This is a genomic window from Yersinia sp. 1652 StPb PI (genome assembly GCF_041538345.1).
In the GTDB taxonomy this organism is placed as follows: Bacteria; Pseudomonadota; Gammaproteobacteria; order Enterobacterales; family Enterobacteriaceae; genus Yersinia; species Yersinia enterocolitica_E.
On sequence record NZ_JAULSM010000001.1, the window covers coordinates 1028685 to 1044058 of the forward strand.

Below are 15374 nucleotides of genomic sequence, written 5' to 3' on the forward strand. Positions count from 1 at the left end.
CCTATTATGAAATGAAAACCTTTAGTTAGCGGCATAGCATGAAATTTCCAAAGTAAGTTGATAACATTATGTTTTATAATAATATTTTTATCCTCCTCCAGCTATTTCTACATATGAAGATGGATACTGAACCGACTTCCTTGATAAATGAACCTACCGTGGGTCGGTTCAATTTAAAATTAATTTATCTTATATATCAAATAAATAAGTCCGTGAACCGACTGAACCTACCGAACCGACCACTTTCTGGTTATATATAGAGAAATTTTATTTGCGATTATGAATCCATAATCAACTGTTAAATTAGTGGTCAAATAACAACCATCAAAGTGAAGTGCGATGATATGAAATCATTCTTATAGCAAATGCCGTCTTTCACTATTCTTGGTAATTTATTTGTATAGGCTTGGGGAAGGAAAATTATTTGGGGGTATCATTGGGGGTATCTTGAAAATTGAACCTGGTAAATATATTTATTTAACAGTGTGTTGAGGGTTTAATTTGGCTCCTGTAGGGACCATCTTTACGTCTCCTAAATTCTATCTAAGTCCATAAATCCCTTATATAATCAGCCTCTCTGACAATTCCTGGCATCCCTAGGCTTATCCGCATCGACTGAATTTTATAGATAGTTGGGGTATAAATAGGGGGAAGCCGAGGTTCCATGGAATGAGACACCCCCACATGAAATGGCTCTGTCGCATTAAGGCGTTGTTAGGTAGCATGCTGTTTTTTGTGATGTTACCTGCCCATGTCTCTGACCCGAAACGCCTTTTGTTGCCTGCATTATCCCGTCGATATTATTGCTCAGTGTGTCCGCTGGTATCTGGCTTATTCACTGAGTTTACGCAACCTGGAAGAGATGATGGCGGGGCGTGGTATTGTCATTGACCATTCCACGCTGCATCGTTGGGTGCCGCTGTTAGATAAGGTTTTTCGCCGACACAAACGCACAGTAGGTCGGCGGTGGCGAATGGATGAAACTTACATCAAAATCAAAGGCTAGTGGCGATATCTGTACCGCGCGGTCGATACTGTAGGCCAAACCATCGACCTTTTGCTGACCGCTAAACGGGACTCTGCGGCTGCATTGCGCTTCTTTCGCAAAGCTATTCGTCAAGGGTTTGAATAGCCATGTGTATAATCATAATTTATATACAACTCATCCTTTATAATAATATAAAGAGGCGTATGTCCTCCACAGTGAACATACGCCATTTCTACATAACGGTTACTTATATTGCTAACGATCATTTACAGTAAAAATTTAATTTCATCACCCAAGATATCACTGATATCTTCATGCATTTTTGTCGTTGTATGCATGTTATCCCAGAAGATAAATGCTCCATTACTATTTTTACATTCGTCTTTAGGTGATGCACCTGCAATATAATCAAGACTGGAATCTCTCAGATTCAGACAAGTATCTTTAGCGTTTACATAATTAAAGCTTGCGGGGTTTTTGATTATTTTATCAAAAGCTGCATTTAAATCTGGCATAATCCATTTGACATCAGGATAAGTTAATTTTAAAGAATTAATTAACGAACTTAGTTTCGTATTAAACTCAGTGGATTTGTTTTTTAACTTATCTCTGTCGGATTGACTCCAGTTCTTAACCGCAGGGATAGTTGAGAAATCAGGGAGAGTAAATATCGCAACCTGCTTAGCTCCCAGACTTTTCAATCTAACTAAAGAGGTTTTATAGTTATTAACAATATCATCAGGTGATTTGTTTCCCGTGATAAAATCATTGCCGCCAAACATAGCAAGAAAAAGAGTTTGACCAATATCATATCCATTAGATTTTTTCATATAAGACTCAAATGAGTCTAATTGCTGACTAAATCCTGAGAATATCAGATTACTGCCACTCTCTGCATTGCCCGTTGCCCATGTGTAACCAGGCACCTTGATATGCTTTTTACTCAGGTATTCATGCCAAACAAGTCCGTTTGAAAAATGCCCTAAAAACCATGTATTACTATTTGGCACTGTTCCATAAGAACCATTATAAACATTAATCGTATCAGATAAACTATCGCCGAAAACAACCATTCTATCCAGTTTCGCTTTGCCAACTTCTACTGAGGGAATATTACTTCCTTCATTCCAGAATGAGTAATAATAAGATAGAGTGTAATCAGATGCGTAAGGTATTAAGTCACTATAGTTAATGTCTTTTTTATTTAATGTATTAATGCAAACATTTTTTATTTCTTGGTGGCTAGCTTTTGTATAAAACATATTAGCTAGAATGGCGCTGGAATACCAATGACCATTAACTGTAGCATAATTGTTGGCTGCGTTACCCGCCCGCCCCCATTCCCAAGATGAAGTTGCATCAAAATTTTTATCTTTATTTTTCCTATAGACACACTTTATATAGGTGTAGGTTTCACTATTCCTCGCAGAATGTTGCATACTCCTTTCAGGTGGAATACTTGTTTCTGAAATTGAACTTGAACTCGTTTCTTTCACTGCATAAGCTGAAATGCAAAAAACATATAAAAATAAAGCTAGAGGTATTTTATTCATTTTTACTTTCCTTTTGTAATTAACTTAAGATAAAGCTGCAAAAATGCAGCTTTATATAGATTAAATTATTTATTTCACTGTTTTTGGTGATAAGAAACACAAATATTTGCAGCTTGACCGGCGAGTTCACTTCGATCGCTGGCAATAAAAATACCAGAAATATATTTCCCCTCGAGCGCAAACTTTCTGTAGTTTGTTGAATAGCGCTGACCAACAGTTAAGATACGTCCGTCGCTTAGGGTAAATTTGGCTTCGTCAATAGCACCATTACCCCAGGTTTCTATTGTCTCAATGACACTCCCATTGAGGTCAATTGAACTAGATTCACCGGTAACAGTTCCTTGTTGATACTTATTACCATTTTCAAAGGTAACTTCTAATCCACCTACCCGTAAAGCGCCTCCGATACGTTGAATAAAACCTTTAACTGACTTGATTTGGTTTATACGGCCATTTATTAATTTTGGCTTAAATGGCTCCGGCATATTAATTTCGTCTTTTAATGCAAGAATTCGTGCATGACTGGTTGGCCAGCCAAAGAAGGTCGAATAACTCAGTGTTTTTAAATACAGTCCCTTTGTATTGCTTCCATTTTTCTGGATATTTTGAATGATCTCGGTGTACTCCAAGCCATGTACCCGACAGTAGCCATGTACATACATAACATTGTTAGCTACAGTATTAGGTGCAGAGTCGTTGTATTGGATCTCTAATTCTGTATCGTAAATCCCTTGGATATAGCCTTCGACATGTTTAAGCAATAGATCAATATTTCGTTGAAGTTGCCCAACTTCATTACTGTTCAGTCCAATATCGTCTTTACGCTCAATGCCCATAGTCCAGTACATTATTTGCATTAACGCGGTTGCTGAATACATCGGCAAAATATGATAGTTAGTTTTGTGATCAAAAGTAGTAAACTTGCGTTGTACACTGTCCAAATGTACCGATACGCTCATAAATAGACTTTTGGCTTCAGGTGTACCAGGATGATCCTGCAAAGCTGCAACTACGGAGGCAATCTTCCCCTTAAGTTCGGCAATATCACCCAATAGAATGCCTTTAATAGCCTTAAGCACATTCTCTTCAATAAGTTGCTGTACCCGACCCAAAATTTCCTGCCAGATATCCCTCTCTTGGTCTTTCCAAAAGAAATCAATAATAGAGGATAAGTAATCACCGACATAAGGAATGAATGATATGCCTTTAAGCACTGCTTGCTTAAGAATTGCTGAGGAGTCCCAGTCAAATTCAAAGGCTGAAGTAGCATATACATTGTAAGGAACAAGTGCCGCTGTATTGCTATATTCTGTAATGTTATTCATTTAATATACCTATAGTTAAAGTTTAAAATAAAAAACCATGTCGCCTTTTCTAAGGCATTACTTTATTAAAGACAATTAATGGCCTCACTTTTGCATAAACAGAAGTCAATATTTAATAGTAAATATTTGGCCTTAACTATTGCGAAAGTGAGACCAGTTAATGTTTTATTTTACTTTTTATAAAAATAAATTACCTTATATTAAGGCGGTGTTTATTTTTCCTCAGCGGTAACATATGCCTTACGGCTTGTATTGTTAATTAGAACAACCTTACTGTAATATAATGAATTAGATGGTGAAACTAATAACTTAGAATCACCGACATTTACGTCAATAGAGGTATACAAGAACCATTGACTTGTAAAACTGTGCGACCAATAATATTGAGCTGTAATTACATTTGCAGCACCATCATTAGTGATCATTACATTTCGACGACTTTCAGGAATAATCGGTGTGCTGCGATAAAGAACCTCGGTACTTGAGTTAGGAGCAACCTCAGTTGGCACCCTGGCTCGGGCTTGTGCTGCGGTCAAAGTTAAATTCTCGGTATCAGCCTCAGTTAAGTTTTTAACGTCTACTTCATTTGAATCGGTATTGATAGTGATAGTTACCTTGTTCATATTTTACATCCTCTTTTTATGCCAACCATAGTGTTGGTGCCAGAAGAATACTCAACATGTTACTCATTAAAAAATCAATATTAGGTTAAAAGTAGTGTTATTAATATTTATATGTTTTTATTTTAATTATTTATTCTGTATTTTATCTTACTGTTATATTACTTTCACTTATAGATTCGGCATAATACGGTAATTTAATTTTTCATTATAATTAGTCGCAAGTTAACCAGTTACTGACAGTGTCTATTTGATTAGTTGATAGAACACCTTGCGATAATCGAATGTGTTTTTTTACTCTGATTGGTAAAGACAAAGCCCCCATAAATAACCAATGGGATTCAACTCTGAGATTATATTACTGGGTTTATTTTCTGAGAAAATGCAATGAGAAACATAATGTTGATTGAAAATTGGAACATTGTTGGCTCATGATTATTACGGCCGCAACTCTAGCAAGAGTTCATTTTCATTACCATAATACATATGAATCGCGCCATGATAGGGGGGCAAGATATGACTCTTGATTTTTCGTAGGGGACTTTAGGTATTTCATGTCAAAAAAAATTAGCTCTGCTGCAGTGGCTTTATCCAGATTACACTTTTCCAACGCTAGATATAGACGGGAAAAATAATCTGGATAATCACCCCAACGCTCAACATCGAATGGTGGCGCGTCGCTTCTTTCAAAAATAGAGCGAGGAATAAACTCGAAATGATAGCTATTTTGGTTCGATAAGTTCGCGCTGAAACCGGATAACATCAACTGGGACAGGCTGATTAGCTAAAGGGGTTTTCGCCAAAGCGGCACGAGTCTTTTGACGGAATAAATCATTTTTTGTCTCCAATTCAGTGTGATTTTGAGCTTGTTTAGTTATGACAAAAGCTAAATTTTCAACCTGACTTTTTAGTTGTAAAAACCGGTTGTTTAATAAGCCATTTTGCATTTTCAATTGCTTATTATCTTGTTGAATTTGGTTATAAGCTCGTTGTTGATAGCGTATCCATAATACACAAACAAGTAGTATGACTAGAAATAGTCCGATACTATACATTTTTGAAATAGGTAATATCATGGGTAGCTCTTTCGTGAGAGTTCAAAATGTGGGCCATCCTTTAACGTCTTCCAATCGCCCCCCCATACTATGAGAATATTTAATTTTTCTGCGGAAATTTTCATTGCGTCTGCAACTACTTTAAATGCACTCCAGTTATCCCATGGAATAGATTGATTTATCCATGGGGCAAGATCTACAGCATGCCCAGTTAAATGACGACTATTTAACGTTTGGCTTTTATCGGTTAGTACCATTTGGCGTTGACGTGAAATATCACGGACGCCTTCAATGACACAAAAATCTATATCTGTAATCTCAAGCGCCAAATACACAATGTTAATAAGATGGGGATGAACGCCTCGTAAATTACTCTTACTGATGTGGCTAAGAATAAAGTTACTCATTTTACCTCCCTGAAGGATTGAAGAAACGACGCCATATATAGCTCAGAGCTGTGCTGCCCATTGCACCAAACAATCCAGAAAATATGAATGTCATGTAATAGCTAGCACCGCTTTCAAAGCTCAATAATCCACCTAATAAACCGGTGAAACTCGATATTATTACTTGGCTAATTACAGCCATCCAACTCCATTTACAACGGGTTCCTTGTTTATCTATTAGATATCTCACCACCCCTCCCCAGGCAGATAGGACACCGATGATTATCCACGTAATAACTTGTGTTTCTGCTGGGGGCTTTAGTGACATGATGTATCTCCATTTATTAGCCATATTCAATGGCTGATTTCGAATATCTGTTCATTATATTTCACCATAAAAATCAGTATAAATAATTATCTTAACCTGTAACTGGAGTAGTTTATTTTACTTCAGCACATGGGCCAAATAATAGTCAGACCCATGTCTATATAAAATATATTTCTAGCTTTATTCTTAGTCCATACCGAATGGATAGATCTAACTCCTTTTATCATAGTCGCTTTATGTTAATTTGTCGTACTTGTTGGATTTCAAATAATATCTTGTAGTCTCTATACTATCCAAGTCATTTACAATTATTTATGTTTATCCTATTTGTTACTTGTGATCATCTTTAATTATAATTTAACTGTCGTTATTGTCAGTGTCTTAAGATTGCTTACCGGCTAACTAACCAATATTATATGGCGTCGTTTTTGTTAACATTCAGTAGAGATTTGAGCAATAAGCAGAGAATTCCATTATTTGTTGTGATAATGGTTATCGCGTCTCGATGAACTTTACAACGTCCACCACTATTCATAGAAATAGATATCTGGATAGCATCCCCTATGGCGGATAATTTACTTCTTAGCCGATAGGCTAACTGTGAGACATTGCCTTTAACTATAGTATTCTCTCTTCCGCTCCAGACATGAGTTATAATTTCATCTATAGGTATCTTATTGTTTTTCCTCTTACTTATTAGCAATTCGAGCATTAGAAATTCCTTTTCTGTTAACATAATTTTCTTATTGTTATAATGCAATGATTTTTGTGCCCCATCGATAAACAAGATTTTCATTATCATTCTCCATATGAGTGAATTATCTATTAACTAAAGATGATAATTCATGGAGTGATTAATTAACATGCTAAATTATATTTGAATTTTATTTTTTGAACAAAGTAACAGAACGTGTGATTGGTAATTCTTTCTATTTTTTTGTTATTGTAATCTTGGATGTTATATTTTTAATTTTTCGAGTTGGGATTGCATCATTAACGTAATTTTTCTGTCGCGATGATACTCCTTATCAGGTAAGAAATGCTGTTGATTTTAATTGTAATTATCTCACTAAAAATATTGCTACCCAGATTATTCATACGAAATATGTAAATCCCCCATTCGTTTAGCTCTGGTTTAAGTTTGCCGTGAAAATTAAACTACTCCATATTTGTAGGTTTGTCGCATTAACAGAGCGAGGTCGGAAAAATAGCACTGCCTATTTTTCAAGCCGCCAACAGATAAAATTGTTCTGCCGGTGACAATCCGTCACCAGTAGGATGATGAAGTTGTCCTTTGCGGATTATCTGTAGCAGCTCAATACCAGCGGACACACTGAGCAATAATATCGACGGGATAATGCAGGCGACAGAGGGCGTTTCGGATCAGAGACATGGGCAGATAACATCACAAAAAAAAACAGCATGTTACCTAACAACGCCTTAATGCGACAAAGCCTGCTATATCCCATTCGCTCTCATCGGGCTAAATTTGCACTAAATTGATTGGGATTTTGATAGATAAAGTCTGTGATGAAGATAAGTACTCACTATTTGCTGACTTACCACTATTAATGCAACACAGTCGTATAACCATCAATCCGTATTTGTTTGAATAATTAATAAAAGCATCTATTTTTATTAAAACAATTCAACTTTATATGAATTATAATCCTTTGTTTTAATTCAATATTAAAAATTAAATTTGAATAAATAAAAATAAACGCGATCTCCCTTGCATTTTATATTTACCAGCTATAATTAATTTTGCATGACTACTTAGCGAATTATTCATCATGCATGTTCATTTGTTGGTTAATTCTTCTGAAATATTACGAAGGTGGATGCCCGTGTTTTTAATTTAATATTAAATTAATTCATCGGCTGTGTTCCGTTAAATGACGATTAAGTCCAATTACGTGGAAATTTATCTATGAAAGCAAGTAGTAATAAAGTTGCCGATCAGTTTGATGCCGCGATATCACGGAATGGTTATAATGCAGTAAGCGAGTTTTTTCAGTATCATGCGCGTGGTGAAGACTTAGTGATTAACGGTAAGCCTTCTTACTCCAATGAAGATGCTGGATTACAAATTACTCGCACTGATCAAACGTGGAATGGTAAATACGTTTTTGATCAGCCGGTAAAGCTGACTTATTCATTTTTAGATAGTGTTACTCGAATTCCGGGAGGCGATAAGGGTTTTGTTAAATTTAACCCCGCACAAATTGCCACTGCTAAATTATCATTACAGTCATGGTCAGATGCTGCCAATATTACATTCACAGAAATCACTCCCAACCAAAAAGCTAATGTTACATTTGGCAATTTTACACTTTCTCACGACGGGTCACTGGCTGATTCACAGGCCTATGCACTTTTGCCCGGCAGTGGAAGTTCATCTGGTTCTACCTGGTACAATTATAACGTCGATAATATACGCCACCCGGATACCATGGAATATGGACGGCAAACACTAACCCATGAAATAGGGCATGCTCTAGGCCTTAGCCATCCCGGTAATTATAATGCAGGGGAGGGAACACCGACTTATAAAGATGTGACCTATGCGGAAGATACCCGTCAGTTCAGTATTATGAGTTATTGGAACGAAAAAAATACCGGAGGCGATAACAAAGGGCATTATGCTGCTGCACCGATGTTGGATGATATTGCTGCTATTCAGCATTTATACGGAGCGAATATGACGACCCGCACCGGTGATACCATATACGGTTTTCATTCCAATACCAATCGTGATTATTACACTGCTGCGGACAGCAGTAAGGCATTAATCTTTTCGGTCTGGGATGCCGATGGTAACGATACCTTTGATTTTTCCGGTTATAGCAATGATCAACGTATTAACTTGCATGAGAAATCCTTCACTGATGTCGGTGGTCTGAAGGGCAACGTTTCCATTGCGGCCGGTGTGACTATCGAAAATGCGATTGGTGGCTCAGGTAACGATATCATCGTGGGTAACGACGCTCGTAATACCTTAATGGGAGGTAATGGTAATGATATCTTGTTCGGCGATGGCGGTGCTGATGTGTTGTGGGGTGGGGCAGGTAAAGATATTTTTGTATTTGGCAAAGTTAGTGACTCCACCCCACAAGCTGCTGATTGGATAATGGATTTTGAACGTGGCATTGACAAGATTGATCTTTCAGCTTTCAATTTTGCCAACAGTGGTGGCTTCCATTTTGTTAATAGTTTCAGCGGTAAAGCAGGCGAAGCTATGCTGACTTATGATGCTGGAAGCAATGTTAGTGAGCTAGCATTAAATAATGTGACAGGCGATCATTCATTCTCCGATTTTTTAGTAAAAATAATTGGGCAGCCAGCACAAGAAACGGATTTTATTGTTTGATAACCTATATTTATGAAACAAAAATAACGTCTAATGAGTTTTATTAGACGTTATTAGTAAGTTAAACCAGGAATGATGAGGTTATATAGTGATATCGTCTGTGCTTTATGCATGTAATTAGATATTTTGGTTTTGTTGATTTTAATTACCATTCCTTGATTTTAATAATTCAAAGCATATAATTAGAATGCATCGTGATGATTCGATAATTATTTTTTACCTATTAATTAGTCGGCAAATTATATTATGTCATAGTATAGCTTTATGTGATGCCACTACAAAGGATATGACATGGATTCACTTTCTTACATGGGGAAATATCTATCCATTAATTAATGTGGGCTGTCGAGGTGGTGGTGAATTTAATTAATTACAAGGAACTTGACGTTGAAATCAATCAATAAAATAGCTAATGATCAGATCAATAACACTATTAACCAAAGTGGCTATAGTGCTGTCATTGATTTATTCCGTGACTCAGTTCGAGGCGATGGTTTTACTACGTCAAGTGGAAAGATTAGTTTTGATTTAGGTAAGTCGGCTCTGCAGTTAAACCGCAGCGAACTAAATTGGAATGGAAAAACGACCTTAGGGCACGATGTTGATCTGACTTATTCATTCCTCGATTTGCAGTCTCAAAAATCGGATGATGTTCACGGGTTTATTAAATTCAATCCTGAGCAAGTGGCACAAACTAAATTTTCACTGCAATCCTGGTCTGATGTCGCTAATATCCACTTCACCGAGGTGGGGCCAACCGAAAAAGCCAATATTACATTGGGCAACTATTCATTAACGGCTGATGGGCAGTTGGCGGGAGGGCAGGCATATACCAGTTCCAGTTATACTTCTGGTCCTAACGAAAGAATTGCTGATACCAGCACTTGGTATAATTACAATATGGATAATATCCGAGAGCCAGAGAAAATGGAGTATGGCCGCTTGACTCTGGCGCACGAATTGGGACATGCACTTGGTCTGAGTCACCCTGCGAATTATAACGCCGGACAGGGTAATACTTTTGCCAAGGATGCGGTTTATGGTGAAGATACTCGTCAGTTCAGTATCATGAGTTATTGGGATGCTTGGCAATCCGGGGCTGACCATCAGGGGCACTACGCGTCAACGCCACTGGTGGATGATATTTTTGCAATTCAGCGTCTTTACGGTGCGAATATGGATACCCGCACGGAAGATAATATCTATGGTTTCAACTCCAACACTCAGCGCGACTCTTTTACCCTGACAGATAGCAGTGATCAGAAAGTATTCTCTGTTTGGGATGCGGGCGGCATTGATACCTTTGATTTCTCAGGCTATAGCGTTGATCAACGTATCAATCTGGAAGAAGCTGCTTTTTCTGATGTCGGGGGATTAAAAGCTAACGTTTCAATCGCCGCCAACGTGACGATTGAGAATGCCATTGGTGGTTCTGGTAATGATGTTCTGGTGGGTAATGGAGCAGATAACGAACTACGTGGTGGCGCAGGCAATGATGTTCTGTTCGGCGGCGGCGGTGCAGATAAACTTTGGGGGGGCAGCGGTAGCGATATTTTCGTTTTCGGCCGGACCACGGATTCTTCACCAAGTGCGCCAGACTGGATCATGGATTTTGAGGGCGGTATAGATAAAATCGATTTATCCGTTTTTAATACTGGCAGCGGTGGTATTCACTTTGTCGATCATTTTAGCGGTTCTGCCAGTGAAGCATTATTAACTTATGATCCGCAGACTAATATCAGCGATTTGGCATTAAATGTTGATGGCGGGCAATTATTACCTGATTTTCTTGTGAAAATTGTGGGGCAGCCAACTCAGGCAACTGATTTTATTGTTTGATGTGATTGCTATCCAACGTCTGGTTGATTTAATCAGACGTTTTTATCACGTATTACAGAAGTAGTAATTAAAAAACTCTCAACCGTGTTAGAGATGAAAATAGCATATAAATCAAGAATAATGAGTTTTATAGTTGCATGTAGAGTGGGTTAATTATTGCTGAATGCCTCTTTATATTATGAATTATGGAACAGTCTGATCTAAAGATAGCGTTTATCTTATAAGGCTGTGCTGATAAGAGTAAACCAGCGTCCGGGTGATAAGCCGAGCACTGTTTATAAAGGAGTATTTATGGTGAAGAGGTCATTACGTCAACCTTATCGGTCACTGTTTGGTGCCATATTGGCGATATCAACTTTAATGAGTTCAGGAGCGATTATGGCGAGCAGTCTGGTGCTACCGAATGCCAGTGATTTAAGTGGTCAATGGCAATTACAGTTAAATAGCTCTGTTGTGAAAGTCTGCGGCATTGAGCTGAAATCCACGGCAATTAAACCCAACTTGACCTGGCATGCCAGCGGAGAATCCTCCTGCCTTAAACAGTTACTGGGTAGTGCTCCGCAGGGCTGGCGTCCAACACCGGACGGCATTACTTTAACTGATGGGACTGGTAATGCATTGGCATTTTTTGAACGAGCACAAGAAGGTTATGAAATGACTTTGCCGGATAATACCGGAGTGGTCACATTGCGCCGTATACCGAATTAACACCAATCTACTTCATCTAATGACTTTATTTTTTTCCTTGAGAGGTAAAGCCATAAACATAATATTTCGCTTGTCAGAAAACCATTAAAGGAAAGATATGGTTTCTCATTCAATTCCTAATTATGACCGATTGCGAGAAGCGCTGGGTGCATGTCGTCAGAGTTTCTACGGTGTGGGCGTATTCAGTGCCATTATTAATATACTGATGTTGGCACCTTCCTTGTATATGTTGCAGGTGTATGACCGGGTTTTGGCTTCGGGTAATGAGATGACATTGCTGATGCTAACATTACTCATGGTTGGCTTATGTTTTTTTATGGGAGCGCTAGAGTGGGTGCGTAGTCTGGTGGTTATCCGTCTTGGTACCCGACTGGATTTGCGTCTCAATCAACAGGTTTTCAATGCGGCTTTTGAGCGTAACTTGCGTGATGGTGATGCCAAAGCAGGACAGGCGTTAACGGATTTAACTCAATTACGCCAGTTTGTCACCGGTAATGCTCTGTTTGCCTTCTTCGATGCGCCTTGGTTTCCGTTATTTCTCGCTGTGGTTTTCCTGTTACATCCGTGGCTGGGTCTGCTGGCGTTGGGCGGTGCTATTTTTCTGATCATCCTCACCTGGTTAAACCAACGTATTACCCACCACCCATTGGCGCAAGCCAATAAGCTGTCAATGCAAGCAACCCATCAGGCCAATACGCATTTACGCAATGCGGAAGTGATTGAAGCGATGGGAATGTTAGGCAATATGCGTAAGCGCTGGTTAGCGCAGCACTATGGTTTTATCCGCCAGCAGAATCTGGCGAGTGAACGTTCTGCGGCTGTGACTGCTTTATCGAAAAGCTCGCGCATTGTTTTACAATCTTTGATGCTAGGTTTGGGGGCATTACTGGCGGTAAACGGTGAGATTACCGCGGGTATGATGATCGCCGGATCGATTTTGGTCGGGCGAGTGCTTAGTCCTATCGACCAGTTAATTGGGGTCTGGAAGCAATGGGTTGCAGCACGTCAAGCCTGGAACCGCTTGCATTTACTGTTACACAATCATCCCCATCGTGAAGACAGCATGACCTTGCCAGCACCGACAGGTGAGCTGAGTGTTGAACACCTCACTTTCCGTCCCAATACCAATCAACCTCCGCGTTTGCATAATATTCATTTTTCTCTTAATGCGGGGGAGACTTTGGGGATTCTGGGTGCTTCCGGCTCGGGAAAATCCACTTTGGCACGCTTGTTAGTTGCAGTACAAGCGCCGAGTCAAGGGACTGTGCGGCTGGATTCAGCCGATATGAATCAGTTAGACAAAGAAGTATCGGGTGCATATATCGGCTACCTTCCACAAGATATTCAATTATTTAGCGGTACTCTGGCGGAGAACATTGCCCGATTCGGTACCACTAACAGTGAGAAAGTGGTTGCCGCTGCAAAGTTGGCCGGGGTTCATGAGCTGATCCTCTCACTGCCTCAAGGTTATGACACGGAGCTTGGTGAGAGTGGTGCGGGTCTGTCGGGCGGTCAACGCCAACGGATAGCGCTGGCAAGAGCAGTATATGGTGATCCCTGTTTTTTGGTGCTGGATGAGCCGAATGCCAGTCTGGATACCGCCGGGGATCGTGCCCTGTTGACGGCACTGGATGCGCTACAAAAACGCGGTTGTACCTTGGTGTTGATCACTCATCGTCCTGCGTTGACCGCTCGTGCCCATAAGTTATTGATCCTGAATCAGGGGCAACAGCAGCGATTTGGTCCGGCAGGCGAAGTGATGGCCGAACTACAGCAGCTAAATGCGTCCAATCAGCCTGAACTAAAGCGCGCTGCGCAAACAACAGGCATACCGGGTTGAGTGGCAATAAGAAGAGAAGCAAGTCATATGTCCGAACACAATAAAAAAACGGAACAGGCATTTTTGCAGGAAATACAACGCAGTGAGAATCGGGCATTGTCTTGGGGATGGGGGTTGGTATTGGCCGGTTTTGGCGGTTTTATCCTTTGGGCTCTACTGGCCCCGTTGGATAAAGGGGTTCCGATTACGGGTACTGTGGTGGTTTCGGGCAACCGAAAAGCCATTCAGCACCCCGAAGGCGGTATTGTTGACCACATTATGGTTCATGATGGCGACAGGGTAGTTGCCGGTGAAGTGCTACTGACTTTAAATGCTGTCAGGGCACGCTCCGCCAGTAATGGACTAACATCGCAGTACTATCAGTTGCTGGCGAACGAAGCTCGTTTATTGGCCGAGCAAAAGGGGGATAAACAGTTGGTGGAGACGCCTCGTTTACAACAAGTGAAGCGGCAGACTGGTATGGATGAAATGCTGGCCTTACAACAACTACTACTTGATAGCCGCCAGCAAGCATTACAGTTGGAAAGTGATGGATTACGCGCCAATATTGCCGGTTTACAGGCCGCGATGGGGGCGCAGAAGCAAGTTCTTGGTAGTAAGAATAGCCAAAAGCAAGCATTGTCCCAACAGTTGGATGGATTGAAATCGTTAGCGGATGAGAACTATGTCCCGCGCAATAAAATGCTGGAAAGTAAGCAGCTTTATGCGCAACTTAACGGCGAAATAGCGCAGATTGTCGGCGAAATCAAGCGGGGCGAGCGGGAAATACAGGAACAAAATTTCCGTATCCAACTGCGTCAACAAGAATATCGGAAAGAGGTCAACACCCAGATGGCGGAAGTGCAATCCACCATAACTGAAGTGTTCAGCCAGTTGGAAAAAGCGAATTTCGATCTGGCAAATATACAAATGCGGTCGCCGGTAGCCGGTACCGTGGTGGAGATGAAAGTCTTTACCGAAGGTGGTGTTATCGCGGCAGGCCAGTCTCTGATGGAAATTTTGCCTGATGATCAACCGCTCTTTGTGGATGCGCGAGTACCGGTAGAAATGGTGGATAAAATCCACTCTGGCTTAGCGGTGGAATTGCAGTTTACAGCGTTTAATCAGAGCACTACGCCGAAAGTAGAAGGGACGGTAAAATTGTTGTCGGCTGACCGGATATTAGATGAACGAACGCAAGAGCCTTATTACAGTTTACGGGTAGAAGTCAGTGAGGCGGCGCGGCAGACGTTGGATCACTTAGAAATCAAGCCTGGTATGCCGGTTCAAGGATTTGTCCGTACCGGTGAACGCTCAATGATTAATTATCTATTTAAGCCATTGATGGATCGCTTGCACATAGCATTAACGGAAGAGTAGGGA

General features: G+C 40.1%; 12 protein-coding genes and 3 pseudogenes. 6 read left to right on the forward strand and 9 right to left on the reverse strand.

Annotated elements, in window-relative coordinates; all coding sequences use genetic code 11:
* Positions 1 to 751 precede the first annotated feature (751 nt).
* Positions 752 to 1117 (forward strand): annotated as a pseudogene (locus Q2T71_RS04660) (IS6 family transposase); the annotation flags it as partial.
* Positions 1118 to 1254: 137 nt separating this feature from the next.
* Here the strand turns inward: Q2T71_RS04660 and Q2T71_RS04665 are convergent.
* The 9 genes and pseudogenes from Q2T71_RS04665 to Q2T71_RS04705 all read right to left on the reverse strand — a co-directional run.
* Positions 1255 to 2541, reverse strand: a complete 1287-nt coding sequence (locus tag Q2T71_RS04665) for an SGNH/GDSL hydrolase family protein (protein WP_372558272.1) — start codon at positions 2539 to 2541, stop codon at positions 1255 to 1257.
* A gap of 74 nt (positions 2542 to 2615) precedes the next feature.
* Complete coding sequence (locus Q2T71_RS04670; protein WP_372558273.1) at positions 2616 to 3866, reverse strand: insecticidal delta-endotoxin Cry8Ea1 family protein; 1251 nt, start codon at positions 3864 to 3866, stop codon at positions 2616 to 2618.
* Positions 3867 to 4078: 212 nt separating this feature from the next.
* Entirely contained in the window at positions 4079 to 4489 is a 411-nt protein-coding gene (locus Q2T71_RS04675) for a hypothetical protein (RefSeq protein WP_372558274.1), read from the reverse strand.
* Between the two features lie 719 nt (positions 4490 to 5208).
* Positions 5209 to 5562, reverse strand: coding sequence for a hypothetical protein (locus Q2T71_RS04680; protein ID WP_372558275.1), 354 nt, complete (start codon positions 5560 to 5562; stop codon positions 5209 to 5211).
* Positions 5559 to 5948 carry a M15 family metallopeptidase gene (locus tag Q2T71_RS04685; protein WP_372558276.1) on the reverse strand — a complete coding sequence of 130 codons (390 nt, stop codon included), beginning with the start codon at positions 5946 to 5948 and terminating at the stop codon, positions 5559 to 5561. Before Q2T71_RS04685 ends, Q2T71_RS04680 begins: the two co-directional genes overlap by 4 nt.
* Before the next feature lies 1 nt (position 5949).
* The gene (locus tag Q2T71_RS04690; protein WP_372558277.1) at positions 5950 to 6255 is read right to left on the reverse strand and encodes a phage holin family protein; all 306 of its coding nucleotides are present in this window, start codon (positions 6253 to 6255) and stop codon (positions 5950 to 5952) included.
* A gap of 412 nt (positions 6256 to 6667) precedes the next feature.
* Entirely contained in the window at positions 6668 to 7051 is a 384-nt protein-coding gene (locus tag Q2T71_RS04695) for a winged helix-turn-helix domain-containing protein (RefSeq protein WP_372558278.1), read from the reverse strand.
* Positions 7052 to 7479: 428 nt separating this feature from the next.
* Positions 7480 to 7581, reverse strand: a pseudogene (locus Q2T71_RS04700) (IS6 family transposase); the annotation flags it as partial.
* A pseudogene (locus Q2T71_RS04705) lies at positions 7574 to 7648 on the reverse strand (IS6 family transposase); the annotation flags it as partial. The pseudogenes Q2T71_RS04700 and Q2T71_RS04705, both read right to left, overlap by 8 nt.
* A 537-nt stretch (positions 7649 to 8185) precedes the next feature.
* Here Q2T71_RS04705 and Q2T71_RS04710 point away from each other — a divergent pair.
* From Q2T71_RS04710 to Q2T71_RS04730, 5 genes are all read left to right on the forward strand, one after another.
* On the forward strand, positions 8186 to 9625 hold the full coding sequence (locus Q2T71_RS04710) for a serralysin family metalloprotease (protein WP_372558279.1): 1440 nt from the start codon (positions 8186 to 8188) through the stop codon (positions 9623 to 9625).
* A 387-nt stretch (positions 9626 to 10012) separates the two neighbouring features.
* The gene (locus tag Q2T71_RS04715; protein ID WP_372558280.1) at positions 10013 to 11464 is read left to right on the forward strand and encodes a serralysin family metalloprotease; all 1452 of its coding nucleotides are present in this window, start codon (positions 10013 to 10015) and stop codon (positions 11462 to 11464) included.
* Between the two features lie 291 nt (positions 11465 to 11755).
* On the forward strand, positions 11756 to 12172 hold the full coding sequence (locus tag Q2T71_RS04720) for a protease inhibitor Inh/omp19 family protein (RefSeq protein WP_050086261.1): 417 nt from the start codon (positions 11756 to 11758) through the stop codon (positions 12170 to 12172).
* A 97-nt stretch (positions 12173 to 12269) separates the two neighbouring features.
* A complete protein-coding gene (locus Q2T71_RS04725) occupies positions 12270 to 14012 on the forward strand; it encodes a type I secretion system permease/ATPase (protein ID WP_372558281.1) in 1743 nt (580 codons plus the stop codon).
* Between the two features lie 27 nt (positions 14013 to 14039).
* Positions 14040 to 15371, forward strand: a complete 1332-nt coding sequence (locus Q2T71_RS04730; protein ID WP_372558282.1) for an HlyD family type I secretion periplasmic adaptor subunit — start codon at positions 14040 to 14042, stop codon at positions 15369 to 15371.
* The last annotated feature ends 3 nt before the right edge of the window (positions 15372 to 15374 follow it).

What these genes read in the sequence shown, in the direction of transcription:
- Q2T71_RS04695 (WP_372558278.1), bottom strand. Translation starts at nt 7,051, where the DNA reads ATGAAAATCTTGTTTATCGATGGGGCACAAAAATCATTGCATTATAAC.
- Q2T71_RS04675 (WP_372558274.1), bottom strand. Translation starts at nt 4,489, where the DNA reads ATGAACAAGGTAACTATCACTATCAATACCGATTCAAATGAAGTAGAC.
- Q2T71_RS04710 (WP_372558279.1), top strand. Translation starts at nt 8,186, where the DNA reads ATGAAAGCAAGTAGTAATAAAGTTGCCGATCAGTTTGATGCCGCGATA.
- Q2T71_RS04670 (WP_372558273.1), bottom strand. Translation starts at nt 3,866, where the DNA reads ATGAATAACATTACAGAATATAGCAATACAGCGGCACTTGTTCCTTAC.
- Q2T71_RS04685 (WP_372558276.1), bottom strand. Translation starts at nt 5,948, where the DNA reads ATGAGTAACTTTATTCTTAGCCACATCAGTAAGAGTAATTTACGAGGC.
- Q2T71_RS04725 (WP_372558281.1), top strand. Translation starts at nt 12,270, where the DNA reads ATGGTTTCTCATTCAATTCCTAATTATGACCGATTGCGAGAAGCGCTG.
- Q2T71_RS04720 (WP_050086261.1), top strand. Translation starts at nt 11,756, where the DNA reads ATGGTGAAGAGGTCATTACGTCAACCTTATCGGTCACTGTTTGGTGCC.
- Q2T71_RS04680 (WP_372558275.1), bottom strand. Translation starts at nt 5,562, where the DNA reads ATGATATTACCTATTTCAAAAATGTATAGTATCGGACTATTTCTAGTC.
- Q2T71_RS04730 (WP_372558282.1), top strand. Translation starts at nt 14,040, where the DNA reads ATGTCCGAACACAATAAAAAAACGGAACAGGCATTTTTGCAGGAAATA.
- Q2T71_RS04665 (WP_372558272.1), bottom strand. Translation starts at nt 2,541, where the DNA reads ATGAATAAAATACCTCTAGCTTTATTTTTATATGTTTTTTGCATTTCA.
- Q2T71_RS04690 (WP_372558277.1), bottom strand. Translation starts at nt 6,255, where the DNA reads ATGTCACTAAAGCCCCCAGCAGAAACACAAGTTATTACGTGGATAATC.